We start from the raw sequence: 18046 nt of genomic DNA, 5'->3' as shown, positions 1-18046 counted from the left end.
CCGTGCCTAACTTACACACAACGAAGGACAAAAGATTATGAAAGCACTCGAAGGTAAAATCGCAGTCATCACAGGCGGAAGCAGCGGGATCGGCTTGGCCACAGCCAAGCGTTTCGTGGAGGAAGGTGCGCAGGTCGTGATTATCGGGCGACGCGAGAAAGCCTTACAAGAGGCCGCCGCCCTTATCGGGAAAAACGTGACGACGGTCGTGGGCGACGTCTCGCGCTTGGAAGATCTGGACCGGCTCTACGCCACCGTGAAAGAGAAACATGGTCATATCGATATTCTCTTCGCAAACGCGGGCGCAGGCACTGTCGCACCACTCGCGGCAGCTACTGAGGCTCATTTTGACCAGACCTTTGATGTGAATGTTAAGGGGCTGTTTTTTACGGTGCAGAAGGCCCTTCCTCTCTTCAAGGACGGCGGATCGATTATCCTGAACTCTTCGGTCTCGAACGTGATGGGGCTGCCAGCGTTCAGCGCCTACGCAGCAAGTAAGGCGGCTGTTCGCAGCTTCTCGCGGTCCTGGACCCTGGAGCTGAAGGATCGCAATATCCGCGTCAATACGATGAGCCCTGGCGCGATCGAGACTCCCGCCTTGGCGACAACGACCGGCCTCACCGCAGAGCAAGCCGAGGAGGCAGTCGCCCAGTTTGCGTCGCAGATCCCAATGGGTCGCAGGGGCAAGCCAGAGGAAATCGCAGCCGCCCTCACCTTCCTCGCCTCCGATGAAAGCTCCTACATCACCGGTATAGATCTCGCCGTCGATGGCGGTTGGGCGCAGGTCTGAGCCAACGTCAACACAGGATAGGAAAAGCATTATGAGCTACGCAATCATCGGCTTCGGCAATATCGGCCGAGCGCTGGCCAAGGCCTTTGCTCGCAAGGGCATCGAAGTATCTGTTGCAACCACGCGGGACCCGGAGAGCTTTGCAGCTGATGCGGCCGCGATCGGGCCTAAGGTCATTGCAAAAACATTAGCGGAAGCCGTCAAGGCGGACATCATCTTCTTGGCAGTCCGCTTCGAACAGCATCCAGATGTCGCGAAGGCGCTCCCCACCTGGCAGGGGAAGACGATCGTCGATGTGACCAATGCCTACGGCGTGTCCCCTGAGCAACTGGGAGGACAGCCTTCTTCCAAGGTCGTCGGGCAGGCTTTCTCTGGCGCAAGGTTGGTCAAGGGCTTCAACCACCTGGTTGCCGCCGTTCTTGACCAGGATCCGGCGGTCCATGGCGGCAGGAGGGTCGTGTTCCTGGCGAGCGACGACGTCGCTGCGGCAGACGAGATTGGCGCGCTTGCGGAAAGGCTCGGTTTCGCGCCCATCCAGCTCGGCGGACTTTCGGAGGGTGGACTGCTTGTGCACGCGCGCGGAAAGAGCTGGGGGCAACTGATCTTTAAGGACTTAGTCAAGTTCGAGTGATGCGGCCACGAGACGCCGAATTGGCTTAACGAAAATGGCCCGCGCAAAGTGTCCGGGCCAATCTTCGCTTCATGAGCCGCGGTAGAATTGCGGCATCCGTCTTCACATCAGACCAATCAGAACTCCGACCACTCTTGCTGGAGATGTTTAAGCGCAGCATTGCCCTGCGTAGCGGGAGCGGCGCGCGCAGCAAGCCGGCCTGTTGTCGGGGCGGAGGCAGGCCGGGCCACGGGCCTCGCCTGTGGCTCCATGCGCTCGGCTTCGCCTGTGCGGAATGCGCTCAGAAGCTCGCCAAGACGCTTGCTCTCTTCGGCCAAACCTGCGCCGGCCGCGTTCATCTCTTCGACCATGGCGGCATTCTGCTGTGTCGCCTGGTCCATATGATTGACGGCACTGTTGATCTCGGAAAGACCCATGGACTGCTCCTGAGCGGCGGTTGCAATCGCATCCATGTGCTGATTGATCTGCAGGACCAGGTCGGCGATAGCTGAGAGACCCTCGCCGGTGTCGTTGACGAGCTTCACGCCTTCGCTGACTGCGACTTCGGAGTTGCCGATCAGGGCCTTGATCTCTTTGGCGGCATTGGCCGAACGCTGGGCCAGCTCCCGGACTTCCTGGGCGACAACGGCAAAGCCTTTACCGGCTTCGCCCGCACGCGCCGCCTCGACGCCGGCGTTAAGCGCAAGCAGGTTGGTCTGGAAGGCGATCTCGTCGATCACGCTGATGATCTGGCTGATCTGCTTGGACGAATGTTCAATTCTTCCCATGGCGCTGACGGCATTGCCGACGACCTGGCTGGAGTTTTCTGCCCGTGATCGGGCACCACGTACCAGGTCACGTGCATCGCCAGCTCGTTTGGAGGTTGACTGAACGTTGGCCGTTACCTCTTCGAGCGCTGCTGCGGTCTCTTCCAGCGAGGCGGCCTGCTGCTCCGTTCGCTTGGAAAGATTGTCGGAAGCCTGCGAGATCTCGTAGCTGCCGCTGTTTACCAGCGACGCGGCCTGGCCGACCTGGGACATGGCAGCGCGCAGCTGGCTGACCGATGAATTGAAGTCGTGACGCAGAGCTTCGAACTGCGCAGCCAGCGGCGTTTCGATCTCACAGCGCAGGTTGCCTGATGCCAAATGACGAAGTCCCGTCGCAAGCGAACCCGTTGCCTGCAGCAGCCTCTCTTCTGCCTCTGCCTCGGCACGGCGCTGGACTTCGACGCGTTCATTCTCCGATGTAATGCGTGCCTCGGCAGCTTCGGCTTCCAGCGCCTTGTTGCGCAAGGCTGCCTGTTGGAAAATCTGTACGGAACGGGCCATGGCGCCGATCTCATCGCGCCGTTCGACGCCACCGATTGAGACCGAGAGGTTGCCTTGGGCGAGTTCGGTCATGGAATGCGTTAGCACCCCGACGGGCTTGGTGACGCGATAGATGATGACGCAGATGCCCGTAATGCTCAGAGCGACGGCAACAAGGAAAGTGAGCCCGTAGGCGATGAAACTGACGAATGCATCGCTCTGCCTGACGGCTGCATTGGCGACCATGCCATCTGCTGCTGCCGCGGCGGTGTTCGTGATCGTCAGAAGGGCGGCATTGCCGACCGGACGCCAGTCGTCGAGAGACATGGCTTTCTTCTCACCGGCTGCGAACTTCGCAAGCAATGCATTGTGTTTTGCTGCAAAGTCACCGCTGAAAAAGGTCGTGCTGCTGATTTTATAGGCGTCTTTGACGACCTGTGGTGTCGACGGATGATTGACCAGAGTGCCGATCTGCCCCCAGGTGAAGTTGGCGGCGTAATCGAATTGTTGGATCTTGCTGACGTCCTCAGGCTTCATCGCCTCTCCAGAGGCGAGTGTATTGACGTACAACAAGTTTGCAGCACCAGCAGTCGCGCGCGTGTACCATGTCAGCGCACGGATCTGAATGAGGGCCGTCACTGAAGGATCGCTCGCGCGAATCCGGTTTTCAATGGCGGTCGAACCTGTCTCCAACGCGGTCAAGAACTGCTGACCGAGGTCCAGCGTCGTGGCCTGCAATGTCGGGTCACGATCAGCAAGCTTCTTAGAGACTTCGTTGTCGAGCTTTGAGCGGAATGCGACCACGCGGTCATAGGCATTCATGACATCGGCAATCGGAGCTTTGAGCGTCGTGTCGTCGATGTTTGCAAAGACCGATTTTGCATCAGCCATATATTTATCGACGATGCCCCTGTCCGTTTTCAACAAGGTAAGCGTTGCATCTTGCGCGCCAAGCTCAAGTTTGGCGAGCGACGACCCGTCACCTCGCTCGTTGCGAAAATTCGCAAGTGTTTGGAAGAGCGCGCGATCCAGCATCGTGAACTTCGAGACGTCGGCATACTTGCCTGCATCGCGATAGGCATCAAGCGTCGAAGATCCCGTTAGCACGCATAGGGCGATGCTGAGAAAAAGGAAAATCCCAAGAAGTATATTGCGAAGAGAAAAAATCATAATTGCTCACCTACGTTCGGGGTGCCGTAACGCTAACCCGCTTCGCCAAAACACGTACTTCTGGAGCTCTTGAGGTGAAATTTTCTAAAAGAAAAGCAGTCCGTGAGCCATCGAGGCGCCGCCCGATCACAGGCGCATCATGCCCTGCCCAATCAAAGGAATAATTAGCCCAGCTTTGTTGAAACAGGATTAATGCCCCTAAAAATATATGGGCTGTTTCGCATCAACCAATCCGGCGGCGAGAATGAATCGTGAAACGCTTCAAGGCAAAGCGACATTTGCAACGCTTCGGCTCCATGCAGGACCGTGCCACGACGTCACCTCAAGCCGGTATCGCGAACTGCGTACTGCAGCCATGAGCCTGCGGACGAAAATCGCTGAGGCGCAAACCGCGTAGTCTATCGGCAAGAGCTTTGGGCTGAACTTACTTGGCGAATAGACATATGTCTGTCGCCCGGATCCGGGGACGAAATCATGGTCTGCGCTTCCTCCGGACCGAGGGACCAGAAATTTCCGCGTCACACACGAGCGCGAACATGCCGTCTTCGCTTAAGACGTTTCCCTCGATCTACAATCGCAGCCGCGCTGCAAGCCACGAGCCAGAAATCAGAGCCAGTTCAACGACAGGCAGATGGTGCAGGCAATCGTAAGCCACGCAACAATAATCGCTGCAAGCAGAACGAATTCGACCCTCATATTTCCATGAGGGTCCTTAAATTCCAGAACAATGTCCCCTGTATCAGCGGAGCTTACTTTTTTCGCGGACCGGCTCACCCTGGCTGGTATTCTTCCAAGCAAACTAGACCTCTTGAAGTTTCCAAGTACCAAGCAGGCATCGGTTAATGTATTGATCGGTAATTTCTGCAAGACGAGAGCCTGCTAGCAGTGACCATGCGTGTCACTGACAAGCCCGCCCAGATGCGCATTTGAGAGCGCTGCTCTTTCGGTCTTCAAGACGGAAAGAAGAGCATCTTGTGCCTCCTTTATCAGGAACACGGCCTGCGGTGTATCGAGCCCGCTGGCGATCTGACCGGCATACTGCATCATTTTGACAAGCGCCAAGATCTCGCAATGACGCTCATGACTTTCAAAATCAATCACTCTTAAAGCCCCCAACAAAATTTCCTGAGGCGAGATTGGCATATTTCAAGTGGTGAGGTGCGTTGCAAAAGCGTTGCACACGCAAAGCCTGCATTAGAGAATCGGCTACATGCGGCAAAATTGTGGGAAGAGTTCGCGCCACAGCGGAGTTGCATTGAAGGACCAGCCCGCCTTAGGTGCCGATGATGGTATCTCCGCTATTGCGCGCATCAGCTCTATCGCATCCTGGCGCTTCTGGTCACTCCACGCAGTTGCGACGAGAGCCCTAACCTGCCCTGTGTCCATACTGCTGGTTTCGGCAACACGCCTCCAGGTCCGGTCCTTGAAAAATACACGACGGGCTGCTTGGGAGAGCTGTAGAGCGACTTCTCCACCGATAACGCCTTGGTCAATTGCAGCTTCGATCGTCGCATCAACATTGACCAGCGGGACTGACAAGGCCGGATAACCCAGTTCCGCCGGGCCATGAAGGAGGGCGACATCCGCATCATCCACCCGGCGCCCGGAAGCATAGTCATCGAAGATCCCGCCAACGCCGACCATGCCGTAAGCCTGGCACTCCACTGCGCGGAGCGCTCCCATACTGGCTGCCCCGAACACCGGGACACCTCTGGATAAGGCAAAGAGCAACTCCTTATGCCACACCGGCGCGACAAACTCGAACTGGCCGTCGACAAGGCCGATGGCCGTCGCCCCATCCTCAAGGGCTCTGACGACGTCGCCCTGACGCGCCGGGGGCCGTATAATCATCGTGTCGTCTGCGAAAGCGTCGGCATCGGGCAGGCTCGGGCCTACAAAGATCACTTTCATAAGAGGCTCGCCGAGAATGCGCGACTGCCAAAACGAGTTCGGCGGTTCCCATCCGGATGTTCGAGTTGGGGCGCGAAAACCTTTGCGACCGATGCCGGCAGCCATTCAGGTGCGAGCTCGATTGCATAAAGCTGGTCGATCCCGCGCTCCGACAGAGCCTCGACAAGATGGTCGAGCGCATCCTGCGCAGGCCCGATAGGCATCGATGGCAGTTCATCGAGGTTCGTCGTATATCGCGCCCGGAACGACAGCTGGTGGGCTGGATCAGCGCGGCGTGAGAACAACTCCGGGACAAGATCATCTCTGGCACCGGCGATGAAGGTCATCCGCGACTGCACGGCCTCGGAAATTGCCCGGGCTGCGGCCACATAGGGGGACAAGGATGCGCCTGCCCCCATGGTCAAGTCGACATATCTGAGCGAACCGTCATCGCCTTTCGGCCGTAGCAACGCGACGACGGCGGCAACGGCCAAATCGCTCGTCACATCGAAAAGGGCGACATCGAAATCGGCGGAGAAAATCTTCTCCAACATCTCGCGAATATCGTTATCTTCGATGCTTTGTGGATCTATCCGGCGTGCATACCGATACTCCGGCTCGTCGACGTTCCAAAGGACGCAAGCATCCCGCTCTACCCGCTCCAACAGCCCGTGCAGGACTGCCTCATGCCAGGTATTCCCCGACGCCAATCCGTCCGATGATACCCAAAAGCGTGGGCTGACATGCGTCCTGTCAAGATGAACGGCCTCGAAAGGTACGAATATCGAGGCGTTCCTTGCCAGATCGTGGGCTTGAGACCATCTGATCTGTTCACCGGCTTCTACCGGTTGCGCGCCGATCGCCAGCAGATCCTCCAGGCAATCCGTGGCATGGTCGCTTGCGGCAAGATCATCCTGGCTTGCCATCAATGCTGAACAGAAAGGTTGGGTCGCGACCGATCGCTCGATCGCTTCCATCACGGCGGATGTCTTCGCGGAGACGTCGTCCAGACCTTTTCCCTGAGCGATGACGATCGCCCTGGAATTCGGGGCGTAGGCACACCAAACGGGAATGCCTATGCGATCGAGTTCGGTCTGGCGGCCGACACGGGTTATGCCAAGCCGCTCCAGATAGGGCGAAACCCTCGACAAGGTTTCCCGAGGGGGGCATGCTCTAAAATTGTTCGACACGGATGAACGAGCGCCTAGCCCTCATAAAGGCCTGAGGCCGCGGAGCTTGCCGACCTTAACGCCACAGCGAAATCGACATCTTTCTCCACTCTAACCCCTTTGGCCCGCCAGGAGGCCGCCTTCGCCAGATCACCCGACAGCCGCCGCGTGTATCGGACGACAGTCCCCTTTTCGAGGTCAACCAGCCAAAGCCCTTCTTGGCCCTTGATTCCAAGCAACACTGCGCCTGCCATAATATCTTCCTTTCAAAACCCGGCCTTCAGCAGGCCTTCCCTGTAATGCTCAGTCTGCCACTTTTCCTTGTTTGGAATCATGGACAGCCATGCCTCAAGATCGAAATTCGGATTATCGCGTAAGGCGCGCAGCCTATATGTCTTGGCCTTGGCAGCATCGCCAAGCATTGCCCAGCTTGCCGCCGCAAGCCTGCTTGCCGGTCCCGGCTCTCTCATCCTGTCAAGATAAGCCAATGCTTCCGTATACTCCCCAAGGAAATAGCTGGCTCCCGCTGCGGTCCAGTAATAATAGTCCGGAGCAAGCGGATTGAGATCGAGAGCCATTGCGACCTTTGCCAATGCCGCTTTCGGATTGGCGCCATGGGTGAGACTGTCGGCATGACTACAAATGACATCCGCGTAGTGGGGGCTAAGATCCTCGGCATTCGACAAGGCCTCTAGGCTACCGTCGATATTTCCGCGATAAAGCCGAGCAACCCCAATTTCCTTGAAACCTCCGGCAAACCGACTGTCATCGCGGATCGCATCCGCCGCCATTTTTTCCGCCTGGCTCAACAGATCGCTGTCGCCCCGGGCCGTCAAAACCCATTCCATGGTCAAGGTTCGGGCGATGCCCGCAAGGGCAGCCGCGAAACCGCGCTCGTGCTCAAGAGCCTCCCTGAAGTGCTTGCGCGCGCGGCGGACATTCTGAAGGCCCAGACGGGACAGGCATTGCACGCCCTCAAGATAAGCAAAATAGGCCTGAGGCTTGCAGCTGAAATCAGAAACTATGTGGTGGAAGGCGCCCACACGCTCGATGATGGAGTGCTGAATCGCAGTGGCGATCTCGTTGCGATGCTCCGTTATGGCCGCGTTATCCAATTGAACGCGCGTTGCCCAGACAATTTCGTCGCGCGGCATGAAAATCAGCTGCGCAAAAAGACTGTCGCCAGTCCTTTTCGTATCGAGCGCGTAGACCACGTTATGTTGCCTGAGAAGCCCCGCCTTGTCGTTGGAAGACCGAATCTGCTCAGCCGTGTAGGGAGCGACCACGGAGACGCTTCGATCGACGCAAAGGCTGATCGTGAGGTCTTCGATGACCGCATTGGCAACCGAGCCGGCTCGCTCTGCTGCCTCCAGCGTCTCGGGAGGAAGCAGGGCGATACGGGGCACCCTGCCATCGGCGGAGAGCGGAATCGTGTCTTCAGCCGGGTGGCTTGAAGTCGGATCTTTCGTTTCGCCGATCACCTGAATGTAAGAGGTGATTTTCTCGCCAAGCGCTATCCTGACCTCATCATCGGAGTGATCCCTGTCCAACAGAAGCGTGGCTGCACGCTTCAATTCACCGCGATATTGAGGCGACGAGGGTTCATTCAGCGCCTTGAAGAATTCGGTTCTCAGCTCTCCCGCGAGCCGTGCGCGCACGTCGCGTACCCAGACGGCCACAGCTGTAGAGCCGCTGCCGTAAATGGGTAGAAAATTCTTGGCAACCGCATCGCTAAGGGCGCTAAGCTTGGCAACGCCGGACGCATTTTCGATGGTATCCAGATCGCAGCGCAGCGCGTCGAAATTCAAAGCGATGTTCGCAGCGACGCCGCTGATCAGCGGCTGGGGGGATTTGGACGTCGCAGTCGCCAAACGCAGCAGGGTCGATCTCAAGTTGACGCCGGCCGCTTGAAGATTGCCGGACCAGAGAAATGCTGCCAACTCCTTGCGTGGTATCGATTGCCGGCAATCACAGAGATAGGCAAGCATGAGCAGCGCCTGTTTGGGCACATTCACACGATCGCCCTTCTCATCGTAAAGGGCACAGCTTCCGAGGGTCGTTAAATGAAATGTCATTTTACCAGATCAGCGCTCACTGTCAGATTCGCTTGATTGCACAACGGCGAGGATCTTCGCCCGCAACCGCTTGTCCACGATCCCCGATAAGGCTGTTCGCAGAACGGCTTTATGATGCTTCGCAAATCGAAAACCAGCTAGCGCCTCCTTCGAGGGAAGCGCCTCGTCCGATCCGCTTTTGAAGAAAAACATGATTGGGACATCGAGAATTTCGGAAACATGCAGAAGGCGACTGGCGCTGATTTTCTCGAAGCCGCATTCGTATTTCTCGAGCTCTTGGGGCCTTATGCGAAGCTTCTCGGCCAATACATCCTGCGTAATTGACAATTCCTCGCGACGCAGTCGGATGCGCAATCCAAGCTCAACGTCGATTACATCCGGTTTTTTGTTCATAAAGAAACCATCAGGAGAAAAACTGCCTTCATGTTCGCAGGTTTCCCTCGAATTCACAATCTTCCAGCAAGGCACCCAAGATCAATTTTACACAACGCCAGGAGTTTCCAATCCGCTATATTATGCGGCTGCAAATTCGGAGAGCCGCCGCGGCATCGCGCAGACGACATTCTTCTCGACGAGAACGAGATATTTCTCCGGGAGCGCCCGTTTCCCAATGTCGTTTTGCATTTAACCGGGCTCATCCTCACTCCGTGCGGTTCAGCGGCAGCATTCTCGTGGGTGATGTCAGGTTAATTCTGCGGAGAGTATTTTGGACAGATGCGCTTGGATCAGCTGGCCATGCCAGCAACGGCCTTCCAATGCGATATGGCGCTTAGGCGATGTAAATGGACGGCGATAGCTGAGCGTTTTGAGTGAGGCGGAACGAAGAGATTTCCGACCGCCGAGAAGACGGACACGAAGCGCTGCAATCCGCCAATCGTCACGGCCACTTCGTCGAGATACCATACATCGCTGGCGCTCGGCGATTTCCGCCGGAAACGGCCGGCATAGTCCGGGCCGAACTTTCTCGCCCAGCATCAAACCGTCTCATAAGAAACGACGATGCCGCGCTCCGGCAGCATCTCTTCCACCAGCCGCAGGCTCAGCGGAAATCGCGCATATAGCCAGACTGCATGGCCAATCACAGCGGGCGGAAAACGATGCCGCTTATAACTGACAGGGCCTGGATCATGAATGCGATTATCAACCAAGACCTTGAGCTATCGCTAACCTGACATCACCGGGGAAACAGCTTCAGCTTCCACCGGCAGGGCTATTGATAACTGAGGGAACTTCCTTGCAATTATCCGAAAGACTGCGACGCAAGAGCAAATACGATCGGAGAACCTGTGTTCGGGGCTCCATAGGAGGCCCTCTCAGAGGAAACCATAGTGGTCACGGTGTCAAAGACGGACATTCCGCTTTGCTGGATAAAACTGGCGAACAGTCCGGCACCAAAATGGGTGTCGAGGCGCAAAAAACTGCCGACATGCGCTACGACATGCGGATGAACGACAGCAATCGCGTCTTCCTCGCAATAAGCGACGACAGGACCGACGACGTGACCGCGGCCAAACCGGCGCCGCATGGAATAAGCCATTAGCCTGCCACCATCATAAAGACCGTAGCAGATGGAGCTTTCAAACAATCGCTTGAGATGTTGATAGCGCAGCGTACCGAAAGCCGGCTCATCCAGGGCCGCAACCGCATCCAGATCGCTGCGTTCGAGCCGCCTAACATCAAGCCCCGGCCTGATATCGCCCACGTGAGGCACGGATAGAATTTCCCCCTGACACTGGAAGACTGTCTGTTTCGGCATAAATCCAAAAGTTGCACACATCCGGCGCGCCGCTCTTGTCGCATTCAATCGTATCCGTTCATGGTGGCATTCCTCCAGCATCCGCTTAACCAGCCACTCTGCCGTACCGTTCGTCTGCAGGCGCGGTGCGGTGATCAGCATTCCGAATGTGGCGAAGCTCTCCTCGTGCGGGAACCACATGGTGGAACCGGAAACCCTGCCGATTTCGTCAAGCGCCACGAAGCCGCGGCCGACATCCCGCAGGTGCTGCCAGTCCTGCGATCGATGCGGCCACCCGACCGACATCGAGAGAGCCTGAAGCTGCGACAAAGAGACCTCTGAGATGTCAGCAAAGCGCAGTTCGAATGCATCGACATGCAGCTTTTCGGGTATTTTTGTGTCCATTGGTGATCCAGACGCCATCCGATCCTCCCGGCTGCATATTCGCTCACGCCGGCATCATGCTTTGGCGAGCTTAGCCGAGACTCAACGAAACATTTCACTGCCTATGCAAACGGCGGCGCAAGAATTCACCGTATGATCCATACTTTCGGCAGGTATTCTACTGATTGAGGCTTAACCTTCCTTTGATCAAGACGTCGCTTGTACAGACGAGGACGGCAATCGGAGATTGGCAACACCAATGCAGGCATCGGACATTCTGGCAAAACTGGTCGGCTTCGATTCCGTCGTTGGAACGCCCAATGCCGAGATTGTCGAGTGGATCTCCGCCTACCTGAAGTCCTTCGGCGCCACGGTTGATATCCTTGCTGGCCCCGAGGGAGACCGGTCGAACCTTTTTGCCACGATCGGTCCCCGTGATATACGCGGTTATGTCCTCTCCGGTCACATGGATGTCGTGCCGGCCAACGAAACGGGATGGACGAGCAACCCCTTCGCGCTGCGGGCCGATGGAGATAGACTCTATGGCCGCGGCACCAGCGATATGAAGGGCTTTCTGGCTGCGTCTCTGGCGGCCGTACCAATGCTCGCCGCAAGCCCTCTGATGCGGCCGATCCATCTAGCCTTCTCCTATGACGAGGAAGCAGGCTGCCGCGGCGTACCGCATCTCATTGCGCGCCTGCCGGAGCTTTGCGAGACGCCGCTTGGCATCATTGTCGGAGAACCCAGCAACATGCGGGCCATCCTCGCACATAAGGGGAAATCAGCCGCGCGCATCATCTTGAAAGGACGCTCCGGTCATTCGTCGCGGCCCGATCTTGGTCTCAACGCAATCCATGCCGCCGCCGAGGTTTTGCAGGCCGCCGTTTCGACCGCGCATTCTCTGGCCCAGGGGCCATTCGAAGCGGAGTTCGAGCCGCCTTATTCATCGATCTCTGTCGGCACCATTCACGGCGGGCAGGCCCTCAATATCATTCCAGATCTCTGCACGCTCGAAGTCGAAGCGCGGGCAATTTCCGGTGCGGACCCGGCGGCACTGCTCCTACCGGTGCACGAGGCCGCTGCAGCACTTGAGCGTCGGGGCTTTCAGGTGCAATGGGAGGAGCTGAGTTCTTACCCCGCCCTCTCCCTTCCGCGGACAGTGCATCTTGCCGGTCTGCTGGCCGAGCTGACTGGCATCGAACCGCTGGCAGCCGTCAGCTATGGCACTGAAGCCGGGCTCTACCAGCGTGCCGGCCTTGAGGCGATCATTTGCGGCCCGGGCGATATCGCTCGCGCACACAAGCCGAACGAATTCATCCTCACGCACGAACTCGACGCCTGCCAGGCCATGATCGAGGCTCTCGGCCGTCGTTGCCTGGCGTGATGCCGTAAGACCGAAGGATAGAAGCCCATGACGTTCCTCTTCAATTCGGATGCCCGCCGCGGCCATATCTTTCAGCAAGCCTTCACCCGCGAGCTGCCGGATCTCCCCTTCTCCATGGATCCGACGTCCGTCGACCCGGATGCCGTACGCTATCTGATCACCTGGACGGTTCCGGATGACTTGCCGCGCTACCGCAATCTCCAAGTTCTGTTTTCAATCGGTGCCGGCATCGATCAGTTCGATACGACAAATGTCCCCGATCACGTAAAAGTCGTGCGCATGGTCGAAGACGGCATTACGCGCATGATGCAGGAATATGTGACGCTTGGCGTCCTCGCACTCCACCGCAATCTGCCCTCCTATCTCAGCCAGCAGCACCGTCAGGTCTGGAGTGCCTTGCCGCAGGTTCAGGCTCACGAGCGTCGCATCGGCGTGCTGGGGCTCGGGAACCTTGGTCAGGCTGTGCTCGAAAGACTGAAGCCGTTCGGTTTTGTGCTTTCCGGCTGGAGCCGCAATCAACGCGAACTGGAGGGCGTTACCTGTTTTGTCGGCGAAGCTGGACTCCACGCTATGCTTCCCACGACCGATATCGTGATCTGCCTCCTGCCGCTGACCGACGAAACTCGCGGTTTTCTCAACATCGATCTCTTCGAAAAACTGCCGCAGGGTGCAAGCCTTGTGCATGTCGGCCGCGGACCGCAGCTTGTGTCAGAAGATCTCCTGGCAGCGCTCGACAGTGGCCGGCTTGCCGGCGCCGTGATCGATGTCACCGATCCCGAACCGCTGCCGACCGGACATCCGTTCTGGAACCACGACCGCATCCTGCTGACGCCGCATATCGCAAGCGTCACCCAGCCCCATAGTGCCGCGCGCGCCGTCATCGACAATATCAAGCGGATCCGGGCGGGCCTGGACCCGTTCGGCCTCGTCGACCGCCGCCGCGGCTACTGATCGCCAACCCGAAAGGAACTCCATGTCCCTCCTCAAGACGATTGACCCCAACCCTTCCTTCGCAGCGCGCGAAAACGTCGTCGCTCCGGAGCGACTGATCTCGGGCGATCCGAAGCTTAAGACCTGGGCACAGGACGTTGCGCGCAACGAGACTGTGCACACCGGCGTATGGGAAGCCACACCCGGTGTCAGCCGTTCGATCAAGGGCGAAACCTTCGAATTCTGCCATATTCTCTCCGGCGTCGTCGAATTGACACCGGAAGGCGGCGAGTCCGTCGTCTATAAGGCGGGCGACAGCTTCGTCATGAAACCGGGCTTCGTCGGAATCTGGAAGACGATCGAAACGGTCCGGAAGATCTACGTGACCGTCACCCCTTGAGCTTTGCTACCTCGGCGCGGCCTCTGAGCCCGCGCCGCATCTGGCCTGACCAAAGAATACACTGCGGGACCTTCTCAAAACGGCTTTTTCCGCCGCGACAGCCGACGCGATCGGATCAAGCTACTTCGCCGATCCTATAGCATCTCTGTAAATTGACCGGAGGTATCATTATGGACCTGAGCTTCGATCCCGATAGTCTTTCGCTCCCCGTCGGGCATTTCATCGGCGAGCATTTCATTGCCGCGAATGGCGTCGTTCCGATGCACCGCCCTTCCGATGGCAAGGCCTATGCCGAATGCCCTGTCGCGGATGCCTCCATTGTCGACCAGGCCGTTCAGACGGCCAAGGCCGCGCTGAAGCAAAGCAATTGGGGCGGGGTGCGCCCACGCGAGCGCCTGAATATCCTGCACCGTTGGGCCAACCTCATCGAGGAGGAAGCCGAAACGCTGGCAAGGCTAGAGGCCGTCGCTTCGACGCGCCCCGTCGGCCAGCTTGTCGAGGGCGATATCGCGATCTCGGCAGAGCAGATCCGCTTCTTCGCCGAATTCGCCGACAAGGAAGGCAGCGACCTCGTGCCGACCGACGACGGCAATATCGGCATGATCATGACCGAGCCCTACGGGGTGGTGGGTGCCATCACGCCCTGGAACTTTCCGATCAACATGGCCGCCTGGAAACTTGGCCCGGCGCTGGCTGCCGGAAATGCCGTCATCCTGAAGCCATCCGAAATGACGCCGTTTTCATCCATCTATCTGGCAGAGCTCGCCGTGCGTGCCGGCCTTCCCGCCGGCCTGATCAACGTGGTACTGGGTGACGGCGCGACGACCGGCCAGGCGATCACCGGCCATCCCGACATCGCCAAGATCAGCTTTACCGGCTCGGGCCGGGCTGGATCGGCGATCATGGAAAACATCGCCCGTACGGGAATAAAGCCAATGACGCTGGAGCTCGGCGGCAAGAGCCCGCAGATCGTCTTTGCCGACGCGGACCTAGACAAGGCGGCCGCGGCCGTTACGGCCAGTATCGTCGGCAATGCCGGTCAGGCCTGCGTCGCCGGATCGAGGCTCATCGTCGAGAAAAAGATAGCGGCCGAACTGATCGACGCCATCCGAAATCGGATGAAGGGCGTTGCTCCCGGTCCCACCTGGGATGCCGCAAGCCGCTACTCCCCCATCATATCGGAGAAGCAGAGACAGCGTATCGATGCGATCGTCTCCGCCACCGTCGCGGCCGGCGGAGAATGTCTTGCCGGCGGCGCAATCATGGACGCACCGGGCTATTTCTACGCCCCGACACTGATGGCCGGAGTCGATCAGACTTCTCCAGCCATCATCGAGGAGATCTTCGGTCCGGTGCTGACGCTCCAGACATTCGAGGACGAAGAGGAAGCCCTGCAGCTTGCCGACCATCCAAGCTACGGGCTCGCGGCAGGCCTCTTCACCCGCGACCTCTCCCGCGCCATCCGGCTGACCCGCCGTCTCCAAGCCGGTACCATCTGGGTCAACCGCTATAGCCGCTCACTTGACCACATCCTGCCGACCGGCGGCTATAAGCAGTCCGGTATCGGCAAGGATCTAGGCCGCGAGGCATTCCAGGCCAATCGCAAGAGCAAGAGCGTTTTGATTAGTCTTTAAGGACAGTGAACATGAAAACCTACAAGATCGCATTGATCCCGGGTGATGGCATCGGTCGCGACATGACCGCCGCCGCCTGGTCGGTTCTGCAAAAGGCAGCTGGCAACCGCGGCTTTATACTCCACGGCACCGAATTTCCCTGGTCCTGCGCCTTCTACAAGGAAACCGGCACCATGATGCCCGCCGACGGCATTGCAACGCTACGCGGTTTCGATGCCATCCTGCTCGGAGCCGTCGGCTGGCCGGCCGAAGTGCCGGATGCGGTATCCCTGCACGGGCTACTGCTGCCGATCCGCAAGAACTTCGTACAATATGCCAATATTCGCCCGCACAGGCTGCTGCCGGGTGTCCAGGGACCACTCAAGGCTACCGCCTTCGACATTCTCTGCATCCGCGAAAACACCGAGGGCGAATATTCCGGTGCAGGCGGCCGCATCCATCAAGGCACGCTCGACGAGGTCGCGGTCGAGACCTCGATCTTCACCCGCAAAGGCGTCGAGCGCATCCTGCGTTTCGCCTTCGAGCAAGCAAGGACCCGCCGCGGCAAGCTCGCCTCGGTGACGAAATCCAACGCCCAGAAGCATTCGATGGTCTTCTGGGACGACATTACCCGGCAGCTCGCGCAGGATTATCCGGATGTCGAAGTCACCAGCTATCACATCGATGCCATGGCGGCCCGCATGGTGATGGCGCCGGAAACCCTCGACGTGGTCGTCGCATCCAACCTCTTCGGCGACATCCTCACGGATCTCGGCGCGGCAATCCAGGGCGGCCTCGGTTTTGCGGCATCGGCCAATATCAACCCGGAACGGAGCGCTCCCTCGATGTTCGAACCCGTGCATGGGTCCGCGCCCGATATTGCCCATCTCGGCATCGCCAACCCGATCGCAACGGTGTGGTCCGGCGCCATGATGCTCGAACATCTGGGCGAGCAGGACGCGGCAAATGCCGTCATGGCGGCGATCGAGGCGACAACCGCAAGCGGCATCGGCACGGTTCCGGGCAAAGACCCGACCGACGCGATCACCGCAGCACTGCTCGCCGCAATCTGAAGTCTTATCGAGGTTTGAACATGCAAAATCTGAAAATGCCATCCCTGTTCCGTGAGCAGGCGCTGATCGGCAGCGACTGGCTTCCCGCCCGTTCGGGCAAGACCGTGGCCGTCGTCGATCCGGCAACGCAGGCCGTCATCGGAACGGTGCCGGATATGGGCGGCGACGAGACCCGGGCGGCAATCGAGGCCGCCGAGGCGGCTTATGGCTCCTGGAAGAAGCGGACCCATGCCGAGCGTGCGGCGCGGCTGGAAGCCTGGCACGATCTGATGCTCGAGCATATCGACGACCTCGCGCTGATCCTGACGATCGAGCAGGGCAAGCCGCTTGACGAAGCACGTGGCGAAATCCGCTACGGCGCCTCCTTCGTCAAATGGTTCGCCGAAGAAGCCCGCCGCATCGGTGGCCAGACCATTCCGTCGCCGACGCCCGACCGCCGCATTCTTGTGCTGAAAGAGCCGGTCGGCGTTTGCGGCATCATCACGCCCTGGAATTTTCCGAATGCGATGATCACGCGCAAGCTTGCGCCGGCGCTCGCGGCCGGCTGCACCGTCGTGGTGAAGCCTTCCGAATTCACCCCCTACTCGGCCCTGGCGCTCGGCGTGCTCGCAGAAATGGCCGGCATTCCGGCCGGCGTCATCAATATCGTCACCGGCATGCCGTCCGAGATCGGCGCAGAGATCCTTGCCAATCCGACCGTGCGCAAGATTTCCTTCACCGGCTCCACCCCGATCGGCTCGCTACTGATGCGCGGGGCAGCCAACAGCATCAAGCGGCTTTCGCTCGAGCTCGGCGGCAACGCCCCCTTCATCGTCTTCGATGACGCGGATCTCGACCTTGCCGTAGAGGGAGCGATCGTCTCCAAGTTCCGCAACGGCGGACAGACCTGCGTCTGCGCCAACCGCATCCTGGTCCAGGCCGGCGTCTATGATGCTTTCGCCAAGAAGCTCGCCGCTCGCGTCGATGCCATGAAGGTTGGTCCGGGCACCGAAGCCGGCGTTGCGATCGGTCCGATGATCAACGAAGCGGCGATTGCCAAGATCAATCGTCATGTCGAAGACGCGCTCTCGAAGGGCGCGACAATCGTGACAGCCGAGCGAGATCTGCCGGCCGGCCCGCAATACACCGCGCCGATCGTCCTGACCGGGGCCACCACCGCCATGCAGCTCGCCGCCGAGGAGACCTTCGGCCCGGTCGCACCGCTCTTCCGCTTCGAGACGGAAGAAGAGGCGATCACTATTGCCAATGGTACGCCCTACGGGCTTGCGGCCTATTTCTATACAGAGAGTCTGAAGCGCGCGTGGCGGGTGGGCGAGGCGCTCGAATTCGGCATGGTTGGCCTCAATACCGGCCTGATTTCCACGGAGGTCGCACCGTTCGGCGGCGTCAAGCAATCCGGCCTCGGGCGCGAAGGCTCGCAGCTCGGAATCGAAGAATACCTGGAAACAAAGGCCTTCCATATCGGTGGTCTTAACTGAGTTGTCGCGTCTCAGACTGGAAAAGGGGCCGCAAGCGC

At 58.9% G+C, this 18046-nt stretch carries 16 protein-coding genes and 1 pseudogene; 8 read left to right on the top strand and 9 right to left on the bottom strand.

What is annotated here, in order from left to right; genetic code table 11:
• The first annotated feature begins 37 nt into the window (after positions 1-37).
• Together ACK83U_RS21020 and ACK83U_RS21015 are read left to right on the top strand one after the other, a co-directional pair.
• A complete protein-coding gene (locus ACK83U_RS21020; RefSeq protein WP_112608451.1) occupies positions 38-790 on the top strand; it encodes a glucose 1-dehydrogenase in 753 nt (250 codons plus the stop codon).
• A 31-nt stretch (positions 791-821) separates the two neighbouring features.
• Positions 822-1421, top strand: a complete 600-nt coding sequence (locus tag ACK83U_RS21015) for an NADPH-dependent F420 reductase (RefSeq protein ID WP_412474991.1) — start codon at positions 822-824, stop codon at positions 1419-1421.
• A gap of 116 nt (positions 1422-1537) precedes the next feature.
• Here ACK83U_RS21015 and ACK83U_RS21010 read toward each other — a convergent pair whose 3' ends face one another.
• From ACK83U_RS21010 to ACK83U_RS20970, 9 genes and pseudogenes are all read right to left on the bottom strand, one after another.
• Positions 1538-3877 carry a HAMP domain-containing methyl-accepting chemotaxis protein gene (locus tag ACK83U_RS21010; protein WP_112608447.1) on the bottom strand — a complete coding sequence of 780 codons (2340 nt, stop codon included), beginning with the start codon at positions 3875-3877 and terminating at the stop codon, positions 1538-1540.
• An 879-nt stretch (positions 3878-4756) separates the two neighbouring features.
• Positions 4757-4978 carry a hypothetical protein gene (locus tag ACK83U_RS21005; RefSeq protein WP_112608443.1) on the bottom strand — a complete coding sequence of 74 codons (222 nt, stop codon included), beginning with the start codon at positions 4976-4978 and terminating at the stop codon, positions 4757-4759.
• A 105-nt stretch (positions 4979-5083) separates the two neighbouring features.
• Positions 5084-5788, bottom strand: coding sequence for a TfuA-like protein (locus ACK83U_RS21000; protein WP_112608441.1), 705 nt, complete (start codon positions 5786-5788; stop codon positions 5084-5086).
• Entirely contained in the window at positions 5785-6918 is a 1134-nt protein-coding gene (locus ACK83U_RS20995; protein ID WP_412474990.1) for a YcaO-like family protein, read from the bottom strand. Before ACK83U_RS20995 ends, ACK83U_RS21000 begins: the two co-directional genes overlap by 4 nt.
• A gap of 53 nt (positions 6919-6971) precedes the next feature.
• Positions 6972-7190, bottom strand: coding sequence for a hypothetical protein (locus tag ACK83U_RS20990; RefSeq protein WP_112336020.1), 219 nt, complete (start codon positions 7188-7190; stop codon positions 6972-6974).
• A 12-nt stretch (positions 7191-7202) separates the two neighbouring features.
• Positions 7203-9011: a hypothetical protein gene (locus tag ACK83U_RS20985; RefSeq protein WP_112608437.1), complete on the bottom strand. Its 1809-nt coding sequence runs from the start codon at positions 9009-9011 to the stop codon at positions 7203-7205.
• 9 nt (positions 9012-9020) lie between these two features.
• On the bottom strand, positions 9021-9461 hold the full coding sequence (locus tag ACK83U_RS20980) for a helix-turn-helix transcriptional regulator (RefSeq protein ID WP_348648132.1): 441 nt from the start codon (positions 9459-9461) through the stop codon (positions 9021-9023).
• 275 nt (positions 9462-9736) lie between these two features.
• Positions 9737-10159: pseudogene (locus ACK83U_RS20975) on the bottom strand (hypothetical protein).
• Between the two features lie 92 nt (positions 10160-10251).
• Positions 10252-11169: a GNAT family N-acetyltransferase gene (locus tag ACK83U_RS20970; RefSeq protein WP_112608435.1), complete on the bottom strand. Its 918-nt coding sequence runs from the start codon at positions 11167-11169 to the stop codon at positions 10252-10254.
• Between the two features lie 220 nt (positions 11170-11389).
• On the opposite strand from ACK83U_RS20970, the gene argE reads away from it, so the two are divergent.
• The 6 genes from argE to ACK83U_RS20940 all read left to right on the top strand — a co-directional run bounded on the left by argE (position 11390) and on the right by ACK83U_RS20940 (position 18008).
• Positions 11390-12514: an acetylornithine deacetylase gene (gene argE / locus ACK83U_RS20965; protein ID WP_112608433.1), complete on the top strand. Its 1125-nt coding sequence runs from the start codon at positions 11390-11392 to the stop codon at positions 12512-12514.
• Between the two features lie 27 nt (positions 12515-12541).
• Complete coding sequence (locus ACK83U_RS20960) at positions 12542-13465, top strand: 2-hydroxyacid dehydrogenase (RefSeq protein WP_112608431.1); 924 nt, start codon at positions 12542-12544, stop codon at positions 13463-13465.
• A 22-nt stretch (positions 13466-13487) separates the two neighbouring features.
• Complete coding sequence (locus tag ACK83U_RS20955; RefSeq protein ID WP_112608429.1) at positions 13488-13844, top strand: cupin domain-containing protein; 357 nt, start codon at positions 13488-13490, stop codon at positions 13842-13844.
• Positions 13845-14014: 170 nt separating this feature from the next.
• Positions 14015-15478 (top strand): aldehyde dehydrogenase family protein, encoded by a 1464-nt coding sequence (locus tag ACK83U_RS20950; protein WP_112608427.1) that lies wholly within the window; start codon positions 14015-14017, stop codon positions 15476-15478.
• 11 nt (positions 15479-15489) lie between these two features.
• The gene (locus ACK83U_RS20945) at positions 15490-16530 is read left to right on the top strand and encodes a tartrate dehydrogenase (RefSeq protein ID WP_112608425.1); all 1041 of its coding nucleotides are present in this window, start codon (positions 15490-15492) and stop codon (positions 16528-16530) included.
• Between the two features lie 20 nt (positions 16531-16550).
• Positions 16551-18008, top strand: coding sequence for an NAD-dependent succinate-semialdehyde dehydrogenase (locus tag ACK83U_RS20940; protein WP_112608423.1), 1458 nt, complete (start codon positions 16551-16553; stop codon positions 18006-18008).
• Positions 18009-18046: the final 38 nt, after the last annotated feature.

Source organism: Rhizobium sp. WW22, assembly GCF_047041135.1.
Lineage (GTDB): Bacteria > Pseudomonadota > Alphaproteobacteria > Rhizobiales > Rhizobiaceae > Rhizobium.
This window is presented reverse-complemented; position numbering and strand designations above follow the sequence as displayed.